12 protein-coding genes are annotated in these 19,319 nt (G+C 72.6%); 2 read left to right on the top strand and 10 right to left on the bottom strand.

The window, feature by feature from the left end; all coding sequences use genetic code 11:
- Positions 1–40: 40 nt before the first annotated feature.
- The 9 genes from ispG to PZB75_RS24055 all read right to left on the bottom strand — a co-directional run bounded on the left by ispG (position 41) and on the right by PZB75_RS24055 (position 14,667).
- Entirely contained in the window at positions 41–1,195 is a 1,155-nt protein-coding gene (ispG, locus tag PZB75_RS24095) for a flavodoxin-dependent (E)-4-hydroxy-3-methylbut-2-enyl-diphosphate synthase (protein WP_275537377.1), read from the bottom strand.
- Between the two features lie 139 nt (positions 1,196–1,334).
- Positions 1,335–2,645 carry a site-2 protease family protein gene (locus PZB75_RS24090; RefSeq protein WP_275537376.1) on the bottom strand — a complete coding sequence of 437 codons (1,311 nt, stop codon included), beginning with the start codon at positions 2,643–2,645 and terminating at the stop codon, positions 1,335–1,337.
- Complete coding sequence (gene dxr, locus PZB75_RS24085) at positions 2,642–3,907, bottom strand: 1-deoxy-D-xylulose-5-phosphate reductoisomerase (RefSeq protein WP_275537375.1); 1,266 nt, start codon at positions 3,905–3,907, stop codon at positions 2,642–2,644. Before dxr ends, PZB75_RS24090 begins: the two co-directional genes overlap by 4 nt.
- A 164-nt stretch (positions 3,908–4,071) precedes the next feature.
- On the bottom strand, positions 4,072–4,566 hold the full coding sequence (locus tag PZB75_RS24080) for an amino acid transporter (RefSeq protein WP_275537374.1): 495 nt from the start codon (positions 4,564–4,566) through the stop codon (positions 4,072–4,074).
- Positions 4,563–5,870, bottom strand: a complete 1,308-nt coding sequence (gene aroA, locus PZB75_RS24075; protein ID WP_275537373.1) for a 3-phosphoshikimate 1-carboxyvinyltransferase — start codon at positions 5,868–5,870, stop codon at positions 4,563–4,565. The genes PZB75_RS24080 and aroA overlap by 4 nt, the downstream gene beginning before the upstream one ends.
- Positions 5,871–5,980: 110 nt before the next feature.
- Complete coding sequence (locus tag PZB75_RS24070; RefSeq protein ID WP_275537372.1) at positions 5,981–7,930, bottom strand: acyl-CoA dehydrogenase family protein; 1,950 nt, start codon at positions 7,928–7,930, stop codon at positions 5,981–5,983.
- A 355-nt stretch (positions 7,931–8,285) separates the two neighbouring features.
- The gene (locus PZB75_RS24065; RefSeq protein WP_275537371.1) at positions 8,286–9,731 is read right to left on the bottom strand and encodes an aldehyde dehydrogenase family protein; all 1,446 of its coding nucleotides are present in this window, start codon (positions 9,729–9,731) and stop codon (positions 8,286–8,288) included.
- Positions 9,732–10,155: 424 nt separating this feature from the next.
- Positions 10,156–11,730 carry a PucR family transcriptional regulator gene (locus tag PZB75_RS24060; protein ID WP_275537370.1) on the bottom strand — a complete coding sequence of 525 codons (1,575 nt, stop codon included), beginning with the start codon at positions 11,728–11,730 and terminating at the stop codon, positions 10,156–10,158.
- Positions 11,731–11,964: 234 nt separating this feature from the next.
- The gene (locus PZB75_RS24055; protein ID WP_275537369.1) at positions 11,965–14,667 is read right to left on the bottom strand and encodes an ATP/GTP-binding protein; all 2,703 of its coding nucleotides are present in this window, start codon (positions 14,665–14,667) and stop codon (positions 11,965–11,967) included.
- 253 nt (positions 14,668–14,920) lie between these two features.
- Here PZB75_RS24055 and gabT point away from each other — a divergent pair, with 253 nt between their 5' ends.
- Together gabT and PZB75_RS24045 are read left to right on the top strand one after the other, a co-directional pair.
- Complete coding sequence (gene gabT / locus PZB75_RS24050; RefSeq protein WP_275537368.1) at positions 14,921–16,261, top strand: 4-aminobutyrate--2-oxoglutarate transaminase; 1,341 nt, start codon at positions 14,921–14,923, stop codon at positions 16,259–16,261.
- A 482-nt stretch (positions 16,262–16,743) separates the two neighbouring features.
- Complete coding sequence (locus PZB75_RS24045) at positions 16,744–17,448, top strand: phosphatase PAP2 family protein (RefSeq protein ID WP_343286259.1); 705 nt, start codon at positions 16,744–16,746, stop codon at positions 17,446–17,448.
- Here the strand turns inward: PZB75_RS24045 and PZB75_RS24040 are convergent.
- A complete protein-coding gene (locus tag PZB75_RS24040; RefSeq protein ID WP_275537366.1) occupies positions 17,433–19,268 on the bottom strand; it encodes a glycoside hydrolase family 18 protein in 1,836 nt (611 codons plus the stop codon). The genes PZB75_RS24045 and PZB75_RS24040 overlap by 16 nt on opposite strands.
- Between the last annotated feature and the right edge of the window lie 51 nt (positions 19,269–19,319).

Genomic DNA, 19,319 nt, shown 5'->3' with positions numbered 1-19,319 from the left:
CCGGGCCGGTGAGGCCCCGGGTGAAGGGTGGAGGGGACGATCAGCTGATGGAGACCTCGGGCTCGCCGGAGGCGATGCCGTCCTTCTCCATCTGCTCGGCGATCTTCATGGCTTCTTCGATGAGGGTCTCGACGATCTTCGACTCCGGGACGGTCTTGATGACCTCGCCCTTCACGAAGATCTGTCCCTTGCCGTTCCCGGACGCCACGCCCAGGTCGGCCTCACGGGCCTCGCCCGGTCCGTTGACGACGCAGCCCATCACCGCGACCCGCAGCGGCACTTCCATGCCCTCCAGGCCGGCGCTGACCTGGTCCGCCAGCTTGTACACGTCCACCTGGGCCCGTCCGCACGACGGACACGACACGATCTCCAGCCGGCGCTGCTTCAGGTTCAGCGACTCCAGGATCTGGAGGCCGACCTTGACCTCCTCGGCGGGCGGCGCCGACAGCGACACCCGGATCGTGTCCCCGATCCCCTCGGACAGCAGCGCGCCGAAGGCGACCGCCGACTTGATCGTGCCCTGGAACGCCGGCCCGGCCTCGGTGACGCCGAGGTGCAGCGGGTAGTCGCACTGGGCGGCGAGCTGTCGGTAGGCGTTCACCATCACGACCGGGTCGTTGTGCTTGACCGAGATCTTGATGTCCCGGAAGCCGTGCTCCTCGAACAGCGACGCCTCCCACAGCGCCGACTCGACCAGCGCCTCCGGAGTCGCCTTCCCGTACTTCTGGAGCAGCCGCGCGTCCAGCGAGCCCGCGTTCACCCCGATCCGGATCGGGGTCCCCGCGTCCTTCGCCGCCCGCGCGATCTCCCGCACCTTGTCGTCGAACTGCTTGATGTTCCCCGGGTTCACCCGCACCGCGGCGCATCCCGCGTCGATCGCCGCGAACACGTACTTCGGCTGGAAGTGAATGTCCGCGATCACCGGGATCTGCGACTTCCGCGCGATCGTCGCCAGCGCGTCCGCGTCGTCCTGCGTCGGGCACGCGACGCGCACGATCTGGCAGCCCGACGCCGTCAGTTCCGCGATCTGCTGAAGCGTCGCACCGATGTCCGACGTACGCGTCGTCGTCATCGACTGCACCGAGACCGGCGCGTCCCCGCCGACCGCCACCGAACCGACCTGGATCTGACGGCTGACCCGTCGGTCGGCGAGCTTGGTCGGAACGGCCGGCATTCCGAGAGAAATCGCAGTCATGCGCTGAGCATCCCCAAGGTGTGGATCAACGTCCCGAGATCGGCGGGCTCCGGCCTTCGAGGTTACGTCACCAGAGGAGTGCCGGGCACATCCGTGTCGGCATGTCCGCCGGGCCGCCGCACCGCCGGCCGGTCGCGGATCAGGAGATCTTGACCGGGTTGACGATGTCGGCGACGAGGACGAGCAGGGTGAAGCAGACGAAGACCCCGGCTACGACGTAGGCGACCGGCATCAGTTTCGCCACGTCGAAGGGGCCGGGATCGGGCCGCTTGAAGACCCGGGCCGCGTTGCGGCGCAGCGCCTCCCACAGCGCCCCCGCGATGTGTCCGCCGTCGAGCGGCAGCAGGGGCAGCATGTTGAACAGGAACAGCGAGAGGTTGAAGCCCGCCAGCAGGAACAGCATCATCGCGATCTGGTTCTGCGCGGGGATGTCCAGGGTCATCACCTCGCCGCCGATCCTGGCCGCGCCGACGACGCCGACCGGTGAGTCGGCCGCGCGGTCGCCGTCGCCGAAGGCGGCGTTCCACAGGGCCGGGATCTTGGACGGCAGGGCGATGATCGAGTCGACACCGTTCTCGATCATGTCGCCCATGCGGACGACGGAGTCCCCGAAGGAGAGCGGGACGATCTCGGTCCTGGCGGCGAAGCCCAGGTAGCCGGCGGAGACGAACTCGCCGGGGACGACCTCGCCCTTCCCGTCCTTCTTCGCCACCGGGTTCTTCTTCAGCACGGCGTGCAGGGTGTGTTCCCGCCCGTCCCGCTGGACCGTGAGGGTGGCGGGGCCGATGGTCCGGCGGATCAGGTCGGAGAGGGTCGACCAGTCGTCGACCTTCTTGCCGTCGAAGGCCACGATCCTGTCACCCTTGAGCAGTCCCGCGGCCTCCGCGGGGGAGACCGGGTCGGTGGGCCGGCAGGTGTCACGGTTCGCGTTCTGCGCGATCACGCACTTCTGGACCCCGGCGACCTCGGTGGTCTGGGTCTGGAACCCGAAGGTCATCGCGACGCCGAGGAAGATCGCGACGGCCAGGACCAGGTTCATGAAGGGGCCGGCGAACATCACGATCACGCGCTTCCACGGCTTGCGCGTGTAGAAGAGCCGTTTCTCGTCGCCCGGCTGGAGTTCTTCGAACGCCGCCGACCGGGCGTCCTCGATCATGCCGCGCCACGGCGAGGTGGAGCGGGCCTCCAGGCGTCCGTCCGGGCCCGGCGGGAACATGCCGATCATCCGGATGTAGCCGCCCGCCGGAATGGCCTTGAAGCCGTACTCCGTGTCGCCCTTCCTCCGTGACCAGACGGTCGGTCCGAAGCCGACCATGTACTGCGGTACCCGGATGCCGAAGAGCTTCGCCGTCGACAGGTGGCCGAGTTCGTGCCAGGCGATCGAGAACAGCAGCCCCACGACGAACACGGCGATCCCCAGGACCGTCAAAAGGACCGACGTCATGCTCATGCGCGCGCCTCCGCTGTCGCTTTCGCCTCTGCCGAGAGTTCACGGGCCCGGGCGCGTGCCCAGGTCTCCGCATCGAGGACGTCCGCGACGGTCAGTGAAGTTCCGGTGGCGGGGGTGCCGTGTTCGGCGACCACCGCTGTGACCGTGTCCATGATGCCGTTGAACGGCAGCCGTCCGGACAGGAACGCGTCGACGCACTCCTCGTTCGCGGCGTTGAACACCGCGGGCGCGGTGGCTCCCAGGGCGCCGACGTGCCTGGCGAGTCCCACCGAGGGGAACGCCTCGGAGTCCAGGGGGTGGAACTCCCAGCTGGACGCCTTCGACCAGTCGAATGCCGGTGCGGCGTCCGGGACGCGCTGCGGCCAGCCCAGGCCGATGGCGATCGGACCGCGCATGTCCGGCGGGGTGGCCTGGGCGAGCGTGGAACCGTCGCTGAACTCCACCATGGAGTGCACGTACGACTGCGGGTGGACGACGACCTCGATCCGCTCGAACGGAATGTCGTAGAGGAGATGGGCCTCGATGACCTCCAGGCCCTTGTTGACCAGGGTCGCCGAGTTGATCGTGATGACCGGCCCCATGGCCCAGGTCGGGTGGGCGAGTGCCTGCTCACGGGTGACGTCCGCCAGTTCGGCCCGGGTACGCCCCCGGAACGGTCCGCCGGACGCGGTGACGACGAGCTTGCGGACGTCGGCGCGCGTCCCGGCGTTCAGTGCCTGGAAGAGCGCCGCGTGCTCGGAGTCGACCGGGATGATCTGGCCCGGGGCGGCCAGTTCCTTCACCAGCGGACCGCCGACGATCAGCGATTCCTTGTTGGCGAGGGCGAGCGTGCGGCCCGCCTTCAGCGCGGCGAGCGTGGGGGCGAGGCCGATCGAACCGGTGATCCCGTTGAGCACGGTGTGGCAGTCGCTCGCGGCGAGCAGGCTCGCCGCGTCCGGCCCCGCCAGGATCTCGGGCTGCGGCTCGGTGCCGTAGCGCGCGCCGAGTGCCTCGCGCAGGGCCGGTACGGCGTCCTCGGCGGCGACGGCGACCGTCCGTACCCCGAGGCTCCTGGCCTGTTCGGCGAGGAGGCCGACCCGGCCGCCCGCGGCCGAGAGCGCGGTGACACGGAAGCGGTCGGGGTTGCGCAGGACCAGGTCGATGGCCTGGGTGCCGATGGACCCCGTGGAGCCGAGGATGACGAGATCCCGGCGGCCTTCCACGGCGTCGAAGACGAGATGCGGGTCTGCGAGGGGGGCAGGGCTGTCGCTCATGGCCCCCATTGTCGCCGCTTCTCCTGTGCGGCCGGACAGGGCGCCCCCGAAGGCGCCGTCCACCACGTCGTCGGGGGCGGTGGCGGCCGGGGTGCCGGGCGTCCCTGTCCGTGCCGGTACGGGCGTACCGACGGGGCCGTCGCGGCGGGTCGGCGCCGGGCCGGTCGCGGTGGTCAGAAGGGCAGGTCCGTGCCGAACCTCTCGTGGAGCGCGGCCATGTCGAGGCGGTCGCGCCCGGCCGGTTCGTACCCCCGGTGGAACGCCACCTGCTGGCGGGCCGAGAGACAGCGGACCCGGGCGCCGCCGATGGTGCCGGTGACGAAGCACTCGGCGGGGTAGCGGTACGGCTCCGAGGGGTCGAGCGACGCCTGGAGCGCCGAGCCGTCCGGGGCGAAGTCCAGTGGGTGCAGGTCGAGTCCGAGCCCGGACGGATGGGTCATGACGAACCGGGCCGGTCGCCCGTCGAACGTTTCGGAGTATCCGGCCGCCGTCAGCGCGGCGAGGACGGCGGGCTCCTGTTCGCGGCGGTGCAGCAGGTCCAGATCGCGGTGGTCGCGGGTCTGCTCACCGAGCAGGGCGTCGACGCCCCAGCCGCCCGCGATCACGACATCGGCGCCGGCCCCGTCCAGGAGGTCGAGCACGGACAGGGCGGCGCCGATGGTCATCATGCGGGGCAGCGTAGGGGCTTCCCCGGCGCGGTGCCCGCTATTTTCCGGCGGCCCCGGTGCCCGTCGTCGGCGCCGCTCAGCTCCGCGAACGCCTCGTGGAACCCGGGGAACGTCTTCCGCACGCAGCCGGGGTCGTCGAAGGTGATGCCGGGCACCCTCAGGCCCGCCACGGCGAACGACATGACGATGCGGTGGTCGCCGTGGGTGGCGATCTCGGTGGCGGCCGGCTCGCCCGGCCGGATCTCGATCCAGTCGGGGCCCGTGCCGACCGTGATCCCCATGCGGCGGAGGTTCTGCGCGCAGGCGTCCAGCCGGTCGCACTCCTTCACCCGGGTGTTGCCGACGTTCTCGATCCGGACGGGGCCCGAGGCGAAGGGGGCCAGCGCGGCCAGGGTCGGCATGGTGTCGGAGATGTCCCGCATGTCGACGGTGAGTCCGGAGAGCGTGCCGGTGCCGCGCACGGTGGTGGAGTCGGCGGTCGTACGGACGTCGGCGCCCATGCGGCGCAGTACGTCGACGAAGCGCAGATCGCCCTGGAGCGCGCCCGTACCGAGACCCGGGACGGTGATCTCACGGCCGGTGAGGGCGGCGGCGGCGAAGAAGTAGCTGGAGGTGGAGGCGTCGGGTTCGACGGCGTACGTGGTGGCGCGGTATCCGCCGGGCGCGACGGTGAACACCCGGTCGCCGGGGCCGCCGCGGCCCACCTCGGCGCCGAAGGCGCGCATCATCGCGAGGGTGATGTCGATGTACGGGGCGGACACCAGGTCGGTGACGGTGATCCGCAGCCCCTCCGCCGTCAGCGGGCCGAGCATCAGCAGGGCGGTGAGGTACTGCGACGACTCCCCCGCGTCCAGGGTGAGTTCGCCGCCCTTGATGCCCGCGGCCTCGATCCGCAGCGGGTGGTGCCCCTCTGCCGCGCCGTGCCGCAGATCGACACCGAGGGTGCGCAGCGCCTCGGTGAGCGGGGCGAGCGGGCGGCGGCGCATCTGCGGTGAGGCGTCGAAGCGGTACGTCCCGGAGGCGCCGGCCGCCGCCAGGGTGGGCAGGAAGCGGGCGGTGGTGGCGCCGTCCCGGCAGTGGATGTCCGCGTCGGTGACGGCGGGTCCGGCCGGTCGGCCCTCGACGTGCCAGCGGTCGGCTTCCCGGGTGAGGCGGTAGCCGAGGCGGGACAGCCCCTCGGCGAAGCCGTCGGTGTCGTCGGAGAGCAGCGGGCGTACGAGGGTGGTGGTGCCGTCCGCGGCGGCGGCCAGGAAGAGGGCGCGGGCGGTGACGGACTTGGAGCCGGGGATGTGGATGACGGTCACGGTCCCTCATCCTGCCGTACGGCGGCGGGCCGGGCGGGGCGCGTCCATCGCGTGGACCCGCCCCGCCCGCCGGCCGGTTCGTCCGCTGCCCGGCCCGTCGGCCGGCCGGTTCAGCGGACGGTGCGGTGGACGTTCTCCCCGGCCGACGGGCCCGGGGTGGCGTCGGCGATCCAGGGGCCCTCGCCGCTCGGGTCGATGATGCCCCGCTCCAGCCAGTCGTACGTACCGGACAGGACGCCGTCGACCACCCGCCGGTCCAGGTCGTCCGTGTTGGACCACAGCCGGGTGAAGAGTGCCTCGATCCGGACGCGGGACTGGTGGCAGAAGGCGTCGGCGAGTTGGTACGCCTCGCGGCCGTGGTCGCCGCCGGCGCGCAGGTGTTCGGCGCGGACGCAGGCGGCGCTCATGGCGAACAGTTCGGCGCCGATGTCGACGATCCGGCCGAGGAAGCCCTGTTTGGTCTCCATCCGGCCCCGCCAGCGCGACATCGCGTAGAAGGTGGAGCGGGCCAGTTTGCGGGAGGCCCGCTCGACGTAACGCAGATGGGTGGCCAGGTCGGGATGGCCCGAGGGGGCGAATTCCCGGTAGGTGCCGGGGAGTTGTCCGGAACCGGTGGCCAGCTTCGGCAGCCAGCGGGCGTAGAACCCGGCCGCTTCGGCGCCTGCCCTCGCCTTCGCGGAGAGCGGCTTGTCGGGGTCGATGATGTCTCCCGCGACCTTCAGATGGGCGTCCACGGCCTCCCGGGCGATCAGCAGGTGCATGATCTCGGTGGAGCCCTCGAAGATCCGGTTGATGCGCATGTCGCGGAGCATCTGCTCGGCGGGGACGGCGCGTTCGCCCCGGGCGGCGAGGGAGTCGGCGGTCTCGTAGCCCCGGCCGCCACGGATCTGGACCAGTTCGTCGGCCATCAGCCAGCCCATCTCGGAGCCGTACAGCTTGGCCAGCGCGGCTTCGATCCGGATGTCGTTGCGGTCCTCGTCGGCGAGTTGGGAGGAGAGGTCGACGACCGCCTCCAGGGCGAAGGTGGTGGCGGCGATGAAGGAGATCTTGGCGCCGACGGCCTCGTGCCGGGCGACCGGCCTGCCCCACTGTTCGCGGACCGCCGACCACTCCCGGGCGATCTTGAGGCACCACTTCCCGGAGCCGACGCACATCGCGGGCAGCGAGAGGCGGCCGGTGTTGAGGGTGGTGAGGGCGATCTTGAGCCCGGCGCCCTCCGGGCCGACACGGTTGGCCGCGGGGACCCGGACCTGGTGGAAGCGGGTCACGCCGTTCTCGATGCCGCGCAGGCCCATGAAGGCGTTGCGGTTCTCCACGGTGATGCCCGGGGCGTCCGCCTCGACGACGAAGGCGGTGATGCCGCCCGGGTGCCCCTCGGACTTCGGTACCCGCGCCATCACGACCAGCAGATCGGCGATGACGCCGTTGGTCGTCCACAGCTTCACGCCGTCGAGGAGGTAGTCGGTGCCGTCCGGGACGGCGGAGGCGGCGAGCCTGGCCGGGTCGGAGCCGACGTCGGGTTCGGTGAGGAGGAAGGCGGAGATGTCGGTGCGGGCGAGCCTGGGCAGGAACGCGTCCTTCTGCTCCTGGCTGCCGAAGGTCTTCAGCGGCTGCGGTACGCCGATGGACTGGTGCGCGGAGAGCAGGGCGGCGATCGCGGGGCTGGCCGATCCGGCCAGGGCGAGGGCCTTGTTGTAGTGGACCTGGGTCAGACCGAGGCCGCCGTACCGCCGGTCGATCTTCATCCCGAGCGCGCCCAGTTCCTTGAGCCCGGCCACCACCTCGTCGGGAATCCGCGCCTCGCGTTCGATGAGGGCGCCGTCGACCGAGGTCTCGCAGAAGTCGCGCAGCCGGGCGAGGAACTCCTCACCCCGCCGGGCGTCCTCGGGGTCCGGCAGCGGGTGCGGGTGGATCAGGTCGAGCCGGAAGCGGCCCAGGAAGAGTTCCTTGGCGAAGCTCGGTTTGTGCCAGTCCCGCTCACGCGCGTCCTCGGCCACCTGGCGCGCTTCGCGCTCGGAGACCTTCGGCGTCGCGCGGGCCGTGTCGTGTGCTGCGGTCATGAGGACTCACCTCGCCGGATCGTCGGTCGGCCCGGCCGGTCCACGCGGTGGATGCCGTCCGACGTGTCCGTCGGTCCCCGGCGCGTACCGACCGGTTCTGTTCGTCCGTATGTACCCGCGTTCGACCGCCTCCACCAGAATTGGCCGGTCGGCCGGGACTCCGGCCACTCCACCGGCGGGCGGGCGGGAGGCCATCCACCATGCGGATGGCGTCCCGTCCGCCGACGTCCACGCCTCACGCGCCGGTACGAAGTCGTCCCCGGGCGGCGGACATGAGGACCGGGTCTCCGGCAGGCAGTACCGAAACCGCCGCCCGGGTGCGACGATCCAGGATCGCCGAGGGTGCGTCCGAGGATCAGAGGGCGAGGCCGGTGAGGACCAGTACGCGCTCGTAGGTGTAGTCGTCCATGGCGTAGCGGACGCCCTCGCGGCCGACGCCGGACTGCTTCGCACCGCCGTACGGCATCTGGTCCGCCCGGTACGAGGGGACGTCACCGATGATCACGCCGCCCACCTCCAGGGCGCGGTGGGCGCGGAACGCGGCCTGAAGGTCGTGGGTGAAGACGCCCGCCTGGAGGCCGTACTTCGAGGCGTTGACCGCGGCGAACGCCTCGGCCTCGCCGTCCACCTTCCGGACCGACAGGACCGGTCCGAAGACCTCCTCGCCGGCCAGGGTGACGCCGTCGGGGAGGTCGGTGAGCACGGTCGGGGCGTACGTGGCACCGTCACGGCCGCCGCCGGTCAGGAGTACCGCGCCGCCCTGGACGGCCTCGTCGACCCATGCCTCGACGCGTTCGGCCGCCTTCTCGTCGACCAGCGGGCCGACGTCGGTGGCCGGGTCCGAGGGGTCGCCGGTGGCCAGGGCCTCGACGGCGGCGACGATCTTCGGGACGAGCCGGTCGTACACCGAGGCGTCCGCGATGACGCGCTGCACGGAGATGCAGGACTGTCCGCCCTGGTAGTTGGAGAAGGTGGCGATGCGGGTCGCGGCCCAGTCCAGGTCGGCCTCGGACGCGTAGTCGCCGAGGACCACCGCCGCGCCGTTGCCGCCCAGCTCCAGGGTGCAGTGCTTCCGGGGCACCGAGTCCATGATCGCGTAGCCGACCGGCGCCGAGCCGGTGAACGAGATCACGGGCAGCCGGTCGTCCTGGACGAGGGCGGGCATCCGGTCGTTGGGGACCGTCAGCACGGACCACGACCCGGCGGGCAGGTCGGTCTCGGCCAGCAGCTCGCCGAGGATCAGCGAGGAGATCGGGGTGGCGGGGGCGGGCTTCAGGATGATCGGGGCACCGACGGCGATGGCCGGGGCGACCTTGTGGGCGCTGAGGTTGAGCGGGAAGTTGAAGGGGGCGATGCCGAGGACCGGGCCACGCGGGAAGCGGCGGGTCAGCCCGAGCCGGCCGGTGCCGCCCGGGTCGGTGTCCAGGCGCTGGGCGTCGCCGCCGTTGAAGCGACGCGCTTCCTCGGCCGCGAACCGGAACACGGAGACGGCCCGGCCGACCTCACCGCGGGCCCACTTGACCGGCTTGCCGTTCTCGGCGGAGATCAGCTGGGCGATCTCCTCGGTGCGCTCCGCCAGCCGGCGTACGACGTGGTCGAGGGCGGCGACCCGGACGTGCGCGGGGGTCGCGGCGAACTCCTCGCGCACGGCGTGCGCGGCGGCGACGGCCTCCTCGACCTGCGCCTCGGTCGGCACGCTGACGGTACCGACGAGTCGGCCGTCCCAGGGGTTGGTGACGTCGAAGCTGTCCGGTCCGTCGGCCCGGCGGCCGGCCAGCCAGAAGGAGTGGGTGGAGGTCATGGCGGGTCCGGCCCTTCGAGTGGTGGGAATCGGGTGCTGGGGAGCGGGGGTGTCGGGGACCACCGTAGGGCCGCGCCCGGAGTGCGTTCTTTGTACGTCGTGGAGCGCAGAGGTCCGGGTGTACGCCGATCCGTCCAGGAAGGTGGGGCGGCGGGGTGCCACCAGGGCGCGGAAGGGTTCCGAGGGGGAAGCCCCGACGGGGTCCTGGGGTCCCGGGGTACCTGGGGTCACAGCGGTAGTAGCGGTAGCGGCGACGATGGCGATGGCGGAACCCGGCAAGGCACGCCATGGGCACGTGGTGGAGGAGGTTCGGAAGGCACGGCGGGTGGACGCGGCCTCCCGGACACCCACCGAGGTGCCCCCGAGACACCGGCCGGGACCCGGTACGGGGTCACGCCGGAGGAGACCCGCCTCGACCCCGGCCTCACTCCCCCGCGGCCGATGTCACCTTCAGTGCCAGCCACAGCTCCATCCGGGCGTCCGGGTCGTCCAGGGAGCGGCCCAGGATCTCCTCCACGCGGCGCATCCGGTAGCGCAGGGTGTGCCGGTGGACGCCCAGATCGGCCGCGGCGGCGTCCCACTGGCCGTGCCGGGAGAGCCAGGCGCGGAGCGAGGCGACCAGATCGCCCCGGCCTTTCGCGTCGTGCTCGTACAGCGCCCGGAGCGTGCCGTCGGCGAAGGCCCGTACCGCGTCGTCAGCGAGGAGCGGCAGGACCGACCCGGCCGCCAGTTCCTCGTGCTCGACCAGGGCCCTGCCCCTGCGGCGGGCGACCGAGAGCGCCTGTTCGGCCTGCTTGTAGGCGGCGGCGACGGTGACCGGGCCCGCCGGGGCTGACAGGCCGACGGCGATCTCACCGTCCTCGGCCGCCGCGGGCTCACGCGGGGTCCGCTGGTCCTGTGCCGCCGCCTGGGCGGCGCAGGCGGCGACCGCGGCGCCGCCGTCCGCGGCGAGCACCACGAGCCGGTCGCCCTCGGGCACCGCCAGGACCGCCTCGCCCGAGCGGACCGCCGCGGACTCCATGGCCTCGGCGAGGAGCGCCAGCGTCGGCGTCGCGCCGGGCGGCGCCTCGGCGATCAGCAGCCGGAAGGGGGCGTCGAGCAGCCCCCCGTACAGATCTCCGGCGACCGCCCGCGCGTGGTCGGGCTGGCTGGCGAGGAGCATCCGCAGGACCGCCGCGCCCAGCCGCTGTTCGGCGCCCTGGAGCGAGCGCGAGCGGTGCGTGGTGAGGGTGAGCAGGGCGACGGCCGAGTGCACGGCGTACCGCTCGGCCGTGCCGAGCGCGGCCCCGGTGCCCACGGCCAGCGCGCCGCGGGCCCGGCGGCCGGTGCCCAGGGTCTGGAGTTCGACCCGGTCGTCGGTGTCGCCGACGACCATGCTGGCCGGGGCGGGCCGCTCCCGCAGCCTTCCGACCTCCGGGGTGAGGCGGGCCGCGCGGCGGGCGGCCCAGTCGGGTGCGGCGGCCACCACGGCGCCGCCGGAGTCGTACAGCGCGGCCCAGCCGTCGACGTGGGCGGCGAGCCGGGTGAGGAGTTCGGCCGGCCCGTCGCCCATGAGGGCGGCCCGGGTCAGCTCGCGCTGGGCCTCGAAGCCCGCGGTGACGGCCCGGTACTGGTCGGCCGCGATGGCCGCCGACACGGCCTTGGCGATGGCGATGAAGGGGGTGCGGCGGGGTACTTCGAGGAGTGGCAGCCCGGTCTCGTCGGCGGCGTCGATCAGGGCCCGCGGTATGTCGTCGTGGTGCACGCCGACGGCGAAGCCGAGCCCGACGACACCGGCCCCGGCCAGCCGTCGCACGTACCGCCGCATCGCCTCGGTGTTCTCGGCGTCGAGGTTGGCGGCGGTGACGAGGAGGAGTTCCCCGCCCTCCATGTACGGGACCGGGTCGGCCAGCTCGCTGGCGTGCGCCCAGCGCACCGGGGCGTCGAGCCGGCCGGCCCCCGCGCGGACCGTGAGCTTGAGCGCCGAGTGCTGGACGAGCGAGGCGAGAGTGGGGGGCATGGGACCGCAGGACCTTCGGAGTCGATTACGCCGTCCCGTACGAACGGCCGCTTTCGATTCTGCCAGGAAGGCAGGGTTCGCCGTAACCTCGCCCGTCCCCGGACCATCCGTTTCAGGTCCGGACCGGCGCGAACCAGCCCTTTCGCACCCTCTCGGGCCCTGGTCGCCCGGACCGTCTCCGGGGACCCCGGCGCCAACTCCCCCGGGTCACCAAGGCGCCCCGGCCCTCGCTCCTCAGGGCCCGGACCGCTCCGGCTCCCGCCCGCCGAGCTCCACCAGCAGCGGCGGCGCGTGCTCACCGTCCACGGACGTCAGGGACAGCACGGCGTGCCCGGCCGGGACCCGGTGGGCGAGTTCGGAGGCCGACCAGCGTTCCCGCTCGACCTGCCGCACGGTCACCGCGTCCGTGGTGACGGCCTTCCCGGTGACCAGCTTGCGCACGGCGTGGACGGCCCTGGTGAACGGCTGGTCGGCGAAGACGGTGTGCTGGGCGACCTCACGGGTCTCCACCCATTCCTTGCCCCACGCGTCCGCGAACCGCCTGCCGTCCCAGGTGGTGACCCCGGCGAAGGCCATGCAGCAGCCGACCGCGCCGAGCAGCGCGGTGTGCAGCCCCTCGGCGACGTCGTCGATGGTGCGCAGCGCGAGGACCGCGCCCGCGTTCACCGAGCGCAGCCGCCGGATTCCCCGGACGGTCTCCGGGGTGAGGGTGTGCGTCGCGTCGTCCAGGATCAGGCAGGCGAAGAGGGAGCGGTCGGCGCGGGCCGCGGTGATGGCGGTGAACTGGGCGAGGACGAGCCGGGCGAGCAGCCGGGACGCCTCGGCGTGGGCGCGCTCCGGGAGGTCGACGCGGACGCGCAGCGGCAGGAGCCCGAGGGAGCGCAGCGAGAACGGCCTGGTCTCGGCCCCGGTGAGGAAGAATCCGGCGAACGCGGGCCGGTCGAGCAGGGCGATCCGGTCGGCGAGCAGCGGCCCGGGATCGCCCGATCCTCCCGACTGCCGTGCGCGGGCGTCGAGTTCGCGCAGCATCGCGTGGTGGCCGCCCAGGTGGAGCGCGCGCCGGAGTGCGGTGACGGCCTCGGAGGCGCCTTCGAGGAGTTCCCGGAGTTCGGGTACGGACGGGAAGTGGCCGTGGACGGTCCGGAAGGGCCCGATGAGCTGGGCGAGCGCGGTGGCCGCGCGCCGGCTGTCCAGGGTGTCGACGTCGCCGACCAGGCCCTGGGCCAGCACCGCCGCCGCCTCGTCGGGGTCGGTGGTCCCGCCGTACAGGTCGAAGTCGTGCACGGACGCGGGGTCGCCGATCCTGACGACGACGTCGTAGGCGTCGTCCGGGCCGAGCGGGGTCCCGGCGGCGCAGACGACGATGACCGCGGCCTGTCCGGCGAGGGTGCGCAGGGCGAGGGACTCGACGACGGGCCGCACCAGCAGGGCCGACTTGCCGGAGCCGGAGGGGCCGACCGCCAGCAGGGAGGTGCCGAGGAGCCCGGGGTCGAGGGCCATGCCGATGCCCCGGCGTTCGTACGGGTTACGGGGGTCGTCGGCGCACCTGCCGATGCGGACCTGGCCGGTGAGCAGATCGTGCCGGGCGGTGCGCCGGGGCAGATCGCGGGCGCCCGAGGGGTGTGGACAGGCGGCGGCGCCGGCGCGCAGCACGGCGCCGGTGAAGGAGTCCCGCAGATCGGGACGGGTCCTGGCGACGGACCAGGCGTGGCTGATCCGGGCACAGTCCACGTCGTTCATCCCGCCGGTGCGGACCTCGGCGGTCAGTGTCTCGGCGGCGTCCCTCTGCCCGGCGGCCCGGAGGTCCGGCCACTGGTCGGGGGTGGCGGGGCTCTCTCCCGGCGGGGGCGGCGCTCCGGCCGGGGACTCCTGGCCGGTGGGGTCCTGGCGGCGCCTGGCGGCGAGGAACACGCGCCAACGGCCGAGCCGGGCGAACGGCCACAGCACGCCCACGCTGATCAGAAGGTAGATGAGGTAGACGGTGGCCTGGGACCCGTAGATCTCGCCGCCCGCGACGGCCGCCACCAGGATCAGGGCAGGCCGGGCGACGGGGACGACCGGCTTCCAGACGAGGACGAGCGCGAGGACCGCCCCGGCCGCCGTGGTCCCGGCCAGGAAGGACGGTCCCCGGTCGGCGATATATCGGCGGAAGATGCCGGACCAGTTCCCCAGGCGCCCACAGCCGTAGACGATCAGCCAGAACGCGAGGGCGTTGTACACCGCGATGGCGCGCTCGGCGCCCACCGTCCTGGGGCCGCCGAAGCTTCCGGCGTACCACCAGTCGGCGGGGGTGAACAGCTTGAGCGGGACCAGCCGGTAGGGGATGTAGCCGTTGCGCCAGAGCGACCAGACCAGCATGCCGGACAGTACGGAGATCAGCAGACCGACCAGCAGCGCGCGGGGGGAGACGTCCTCGGACGCCTCGGGCGGGCGCGGCACATGGCCGTAACGCCAGACGCCCGGGGCCTCGGGGCGCCGGGGGGTGCGCAGCCACTCGACGAGGCGGGACCCGGTCACCGCCGGGCCGGACACCCCGGGGCCGCCCACGGACTTCGGCGCGGCGGCCGGGTTCCGGTGCGGCGGGAGGCGCGCGGGTTCCGGATGGGTGGGCGGGTACGCGGGGCCCCGACGCGCCGAGGGGTGCACGGAGTCCTGGCCGCGCCTCGGCGGGTACACCGGGTCCTCGCCACGCGTCGGCGGGTACGCGGGGTCCTGGCCACCGGCCGGCGGATACGCGGAGTCGGCGGTGCCCGCCGAGGGACGCACGCGGTCCTCGCCGCCCGTCGGCGGATGCCCGGAGTCCTCGCGCGCCGGCGGGTACACGGGCGCGGGCGGCGCGGGCACCGGGGGCGGGAGCGGAGGGAGTGGTGGCGCGGCCGGGTGGGGCACCGGCTGCGCGCGGGTGCCCCGTGGGTCGTACATGCCGTCGGTGTCCATGAACCGCTGCCCCCTGACCAGCCAGCCCGCCCTGTGCACCGGTCAATCTAGTGCCCGCGCACGGAGAGTTCAGCAGGACGCCCGGACCGTGCCCGGGTGGTGGGGCCGTCCCGGCCCCCGGAGGACGCGCATCTGTCCGTGACGGACAAGGACGCCCTCCTCAACACTCCCGATCGGAGCATGCCCGCGCCGTCGCCCCGCCCCTAGCCTGCAGGAAAACAGTCATGTCCGACACACCCCCCGGGAGCCCCGCATGACCGCTGTTCCGCAGGAGCGCCGCCTCGTCACCGCCATCCCCGGCCCGAAGTCGGCCGAGCTCCAGGCCCGCCGCGTCGCGACGGTCGCCGCCGGGGTGGGGTCCACCCTGCCGGTGTTCGTCGCCCGTGCCGGTGGCGGCATCGTCGAGGACGTGGACGGCAACCGTCTGATCGACTTCGGTTCCGGTATCGCCGTGACCTCGGTCGGCGCCTCCGCCGAGGCCGTCGTGCGCCGGGCCTCCGCCCAGCTCGCCGACTTTACGCACACCTGTTTCATGGTCACTCCGTACGAGGGATACGTGGAGGTCTGCGAGCAGCTGGCCGAGCTGACCCCGGGCGACCACGCCAAGAAGTCCGCCCTGTTCAACTCGGGCGCCGAGGCCGTCGAGAACGCGGTGAAGATCGCCCGCGTCCACACCGGGCGAACGGCGGTGGTCGTCTTCGACCACGGCTACCACGGCCGGACCAACCTCACGATGGCGCTGACGGCCAAGAACATGCCGTACAAGCAGGGCTTCGGCCCGTTCGCGCCGGAGGTGTACCGGGTGCCCGTGGCGTACGGCTACCGCTGGCCGACCGGTGCGGAGAACGCCGGTGCCGAGGCGTCCGCCCAGGCGATCGAGCAGATCAGCAAGCAGATCGGGGCCGAGAACGTCGCGGCGATCATCATCGAGCCGGTCCTCGGCGAGGGCGGGTTCATCGAGCCGGCGAAGGGCTTCCTGCCGGAGATCGCCCGGTTCGCCCGGGAGAACGGCATCGTCTTCGTCGCGGACGAGATCCAGTCCGGCTTCTGCCGCACCGGCCAGTGGTTCGCCTGCGAGGACGAGGGCATCGTCCCGGACCTGATCACGACGGCGAAGGGCATCGCGGGCGGTCTGCCGCTTTCCGCCGTGACCGGACGCGCCGAGATCATGGACGCGGCGCACTCCGGCGGTCTGGGAGGCACCTACGGCGGGAACCCGGTCGCGTGCGCCGGGGCGCTCGGCGCGATCGAGACCATGCGCGAGCTGGATCTCAACGCGCGGGCGAAGCGCGTCGAGGAGGTCATGAAGGACCGTCTCGCCGAGATGCGGGCCAAGCTGCCCAACGGCGACCTCATCGGCGACATCCGCGGCCGGGGCGCCATGATCGCCATCGAGCTGGTGAAGCCCGGCACGAAGGACCCGGCACCGGAGGCCACCGCGGCGCTGGCGAAGGCCTGCCACGCCGCGGGGCTGCTCGTCCTCACCTGTGGCACGTACGGCAATGTGCTGCGCTTCCTGCCGCCACTGGTGATCGGCGAGGAGCTGCTGAACGAAGGGCTCGACATCATCGAGGGCGCCTTCGCCCAAGTCTGAGCCGGCACGGGACCGGGGGCGACGCATCCCGCACCCCCGGACACCTTCCGCTCACCGGCCTCGCCCGAGAAGCCGGAAGCCGCCCCGCCGGCCGCGATCCGGGTACGGCCTGTGAAGAACGTGTGGGAGCCCGATGGCGGGATCGCCTTCCGGCTGTCGTGCCTCCCCGTACGGCGTTACGGTTTACGCAGATGAGAGAGACACCCCGTCCGCAGGACATCGCGGACGTCACCGGGCCGGCGCCTTCCCGGCACCGCCCCGGACGTGCCTTCGCGCACACCGCCGGAGCCTCGGACTCCGGAACTCCTCACCGATCGGGCAGCCGCGCGCCCCACACCCCCCGGGGCGCGCGGCACGCCGGTCGAGTCTGCCGTCCCGGAACCACCCCCCCTGTTCCGGGGCGGCCGACTTCTTTCCGCCCGTGGCGTCGTCCCGGGCGCCGCACGGGGCCGGGACATCGTCCCGGATTCCTCGCACCCGCCGTGTTCGTGGCCCTGCTCGGCCTGTTCGCCCTCGTCAGCGCGGAGATCGCGACCGACGGTCCGTTGCGCGCGGCCGACGAGCGGGCCGGGCGGGCCGTCGTCGGGCACGGCCCCGGCCGGTTGACGGAATTCCTCGCCGATCTCGGCGACGTCCAGGTCGCCCTGCCCGTCCTGGTGGGTGCGATCGGGTACGCGCTGTGGCGCGGAGCGCGCCGCGCGCCGGTGTACGCCGCCCTCGCCATGGTCGCGGTACCCGCCGTGCTCGTCCCGCTGAAGGCCGCCTTCGCCCGGTCGGGACCGCTGACGGAGGCCACCGGATACTACCCGTCCGGACACACCGCGACCGCCGCCGTGGCGTACTGCGGTGCGGCCCTGCTGATCCGCGCCGTGCTCCGCACCCCGCCGGACCCCGCTCCCCGTACCCCGCCGCGGGCCCTGCCCCACGTGGGAGCGCCCAGGGCCGTTCCCGTCCGGTGGGCCGTTCCCTTCCGGGCCGTTCGCGTCCGGGCCGTTCTCGTCCGGGCCGTACGGAAAGCGCCGATGCCCGTCGCCGTCATGGTGACGGTGGCGACGGGCATCGGCCTCGTGCTGCGCGGCTATCACTGGCCGCTGGACGTGCTCGGCAGTTGGTGTCTCAGTGGACTGCTGCTCTTCCCGCTCGGCTGCCGCGCCCGCCGGGAAGGGCGGGCTCAGCTACCGAAGTAGCTGTCGAAGTTGTTCGAGAACTGCCAGTTGTTGTAGCGGTCCCAGTTGATCGACCAGGTCATCAGGCCGCGCAGTCCGGACCAGGTGCCGTGGGTCTGGTAGCTGCCGCAGTCGGTCTTCTTGGTCAGGCAGTTGAGCGTCTTGGTGACCTCGGCCGGTGAGGTGTGGCCGTTGCCCGCCTGGGTGGACGCCGGCAGGCCGATGGCGACCTGGTCGGGACGGAGCGCCGGGAAGACCTTGGTGGTGTCGCCCGCCACCGGGAACCCGGTGAGCAGCATGTCGGTCATCGCGATGTGGAAGTCGGCGCCGCCCATCGAGTGGTACTGGTTGTCCAGACCCATGATGGAGCCCGAGTTGTAGTCCTGGACGTGCAGCAGGGTCAGGTCGTTGCGCAGGGCGTGGATGACCGGGAGGTAGGCCCCGGCGCGCGGGTCCTGACCGCCCCAGGGACCCGAACCGTAGTACTGGTAGCCGAGCTGCACGAAGAAGGTCTCGGGGGCCATGGTGAGGACGAACTTCTCGCCGTACTTGGCCTTGAGGCTCTTCACCGCGGAGATCAGGTTGACGACGACCGGGGTGGTCGGGCTGCGGAAGTCGGTGTCACCGGTGTTCAGCGAGAGCGAGTGGCCCTCGAAGTCGATGTCCAGACCGTCCAGGCCGTACTCGTCGATGATCTTGCCGACGGAGGAGACGAAGGTGTCACGGGCGGCGGTGGTGTTGAGCTGCACCTGGCCGTTCTGGCCGCCGATCGAGATCAGCACCTTCTTGCCCTTGGCCTGCTTGGCCTTGATGGCCGCCTTGAACTCGGCCTCGGACTCGACGTTCGGGCACTCGGTGACCGGGCAGAGCTTGAAGCGGATGTCGCCGGAGGTGACGGAGGTCGGCTCGCCGAAGGCGAGGTCGATGACGTCCCACGAGTCGGGTACGTCCGCCATGCGGGTGTAGCCCGAACCGTTGGCGAAGCTGGAGTGGAGGTAGCCGACGAGCGCGTGGGCCGGGAGGCTGCCCGAGCCACCGCCGTCACCGCCGCCGCCGCCGGTCGAGGTGGTGACCGTGATCGCGGCCGACTTGGCGGACTCGCCCGCCTCGTTGGTCGCGGCGACCTGGAAGCTGTACTGGGTCGACGCGGCCAGTCCCGTCACCGTGGTGGAGGTGCCGGTGGGTGAGAGGACCTTCTTGCCGCCCTGGTAGACGGTGTAGCCGGTGGCGCCGCTGGAGGCGGACCAGGAGAGGTCCACGGTGGACGCGGTGGCCGTACCGGCCTTCAGCCCGGCGGGGACGGCCGGCAGGGCGACCGGGTCGCCACCGGGACCGACGAGGCTGAAGTCGTCGACGTAGTAGGCGGGGGTGCCGTACCAGCCGTGGGTGTAGACCTTCACGGAGGAGGTGGAGGCGCCGGTCTTGAACGTGGTGGAGAGTTTCGTCCAGGTGCCCGCGGACTGCGTCCAGGTCGACACGTCGGTGGTACCGGTGCCCTCGGCGCCGAGGTAGACGTAACCGCCCTGCACCCAGGAGCTGAGGGTGTACGTGGAGTTCGGCTTGACCGCCACGGCCTGGGAGCACTTCGCGTTGTCACTGCCGGCCGGGGTCGCCTTCAGCGCCGAGGTGCCGCTGTGGACGGGGGTGCTGACGGCGACGCCGCTGCCTCCCGTGCAGCTCCAGCCGTCGAGACCTGCCTCGAAGCCGCCGTTGCGCGCCAGTTCGCCGTCGGCGGCCGAGGCGGACGGTGCGATGGCGGCCAGACAGCCTGCGGCGAGCAGTGTCGCCGAGAATGTCGCCAGAAGTCCGGAAAATCGGGCGGGGGGTCCCGTGCGTTCCACAACAGCCTCCGTGCGGGGGGTAATTGAGTGTGGCGCGCACAACATGGTCCA

Origin of the sequence: Streptomyces sp. AM 4-1-1 (assembly GCF_029167625.1) — a bacterium.
Lineage (GTDB): Bacteria > Actinomycetota > Actinomycetes > Streptomycetales > Streptomycetaceae > Streptomyces.
This window is presented reverse-complemented; position numbering and strand designations above follow the sequence as displayed.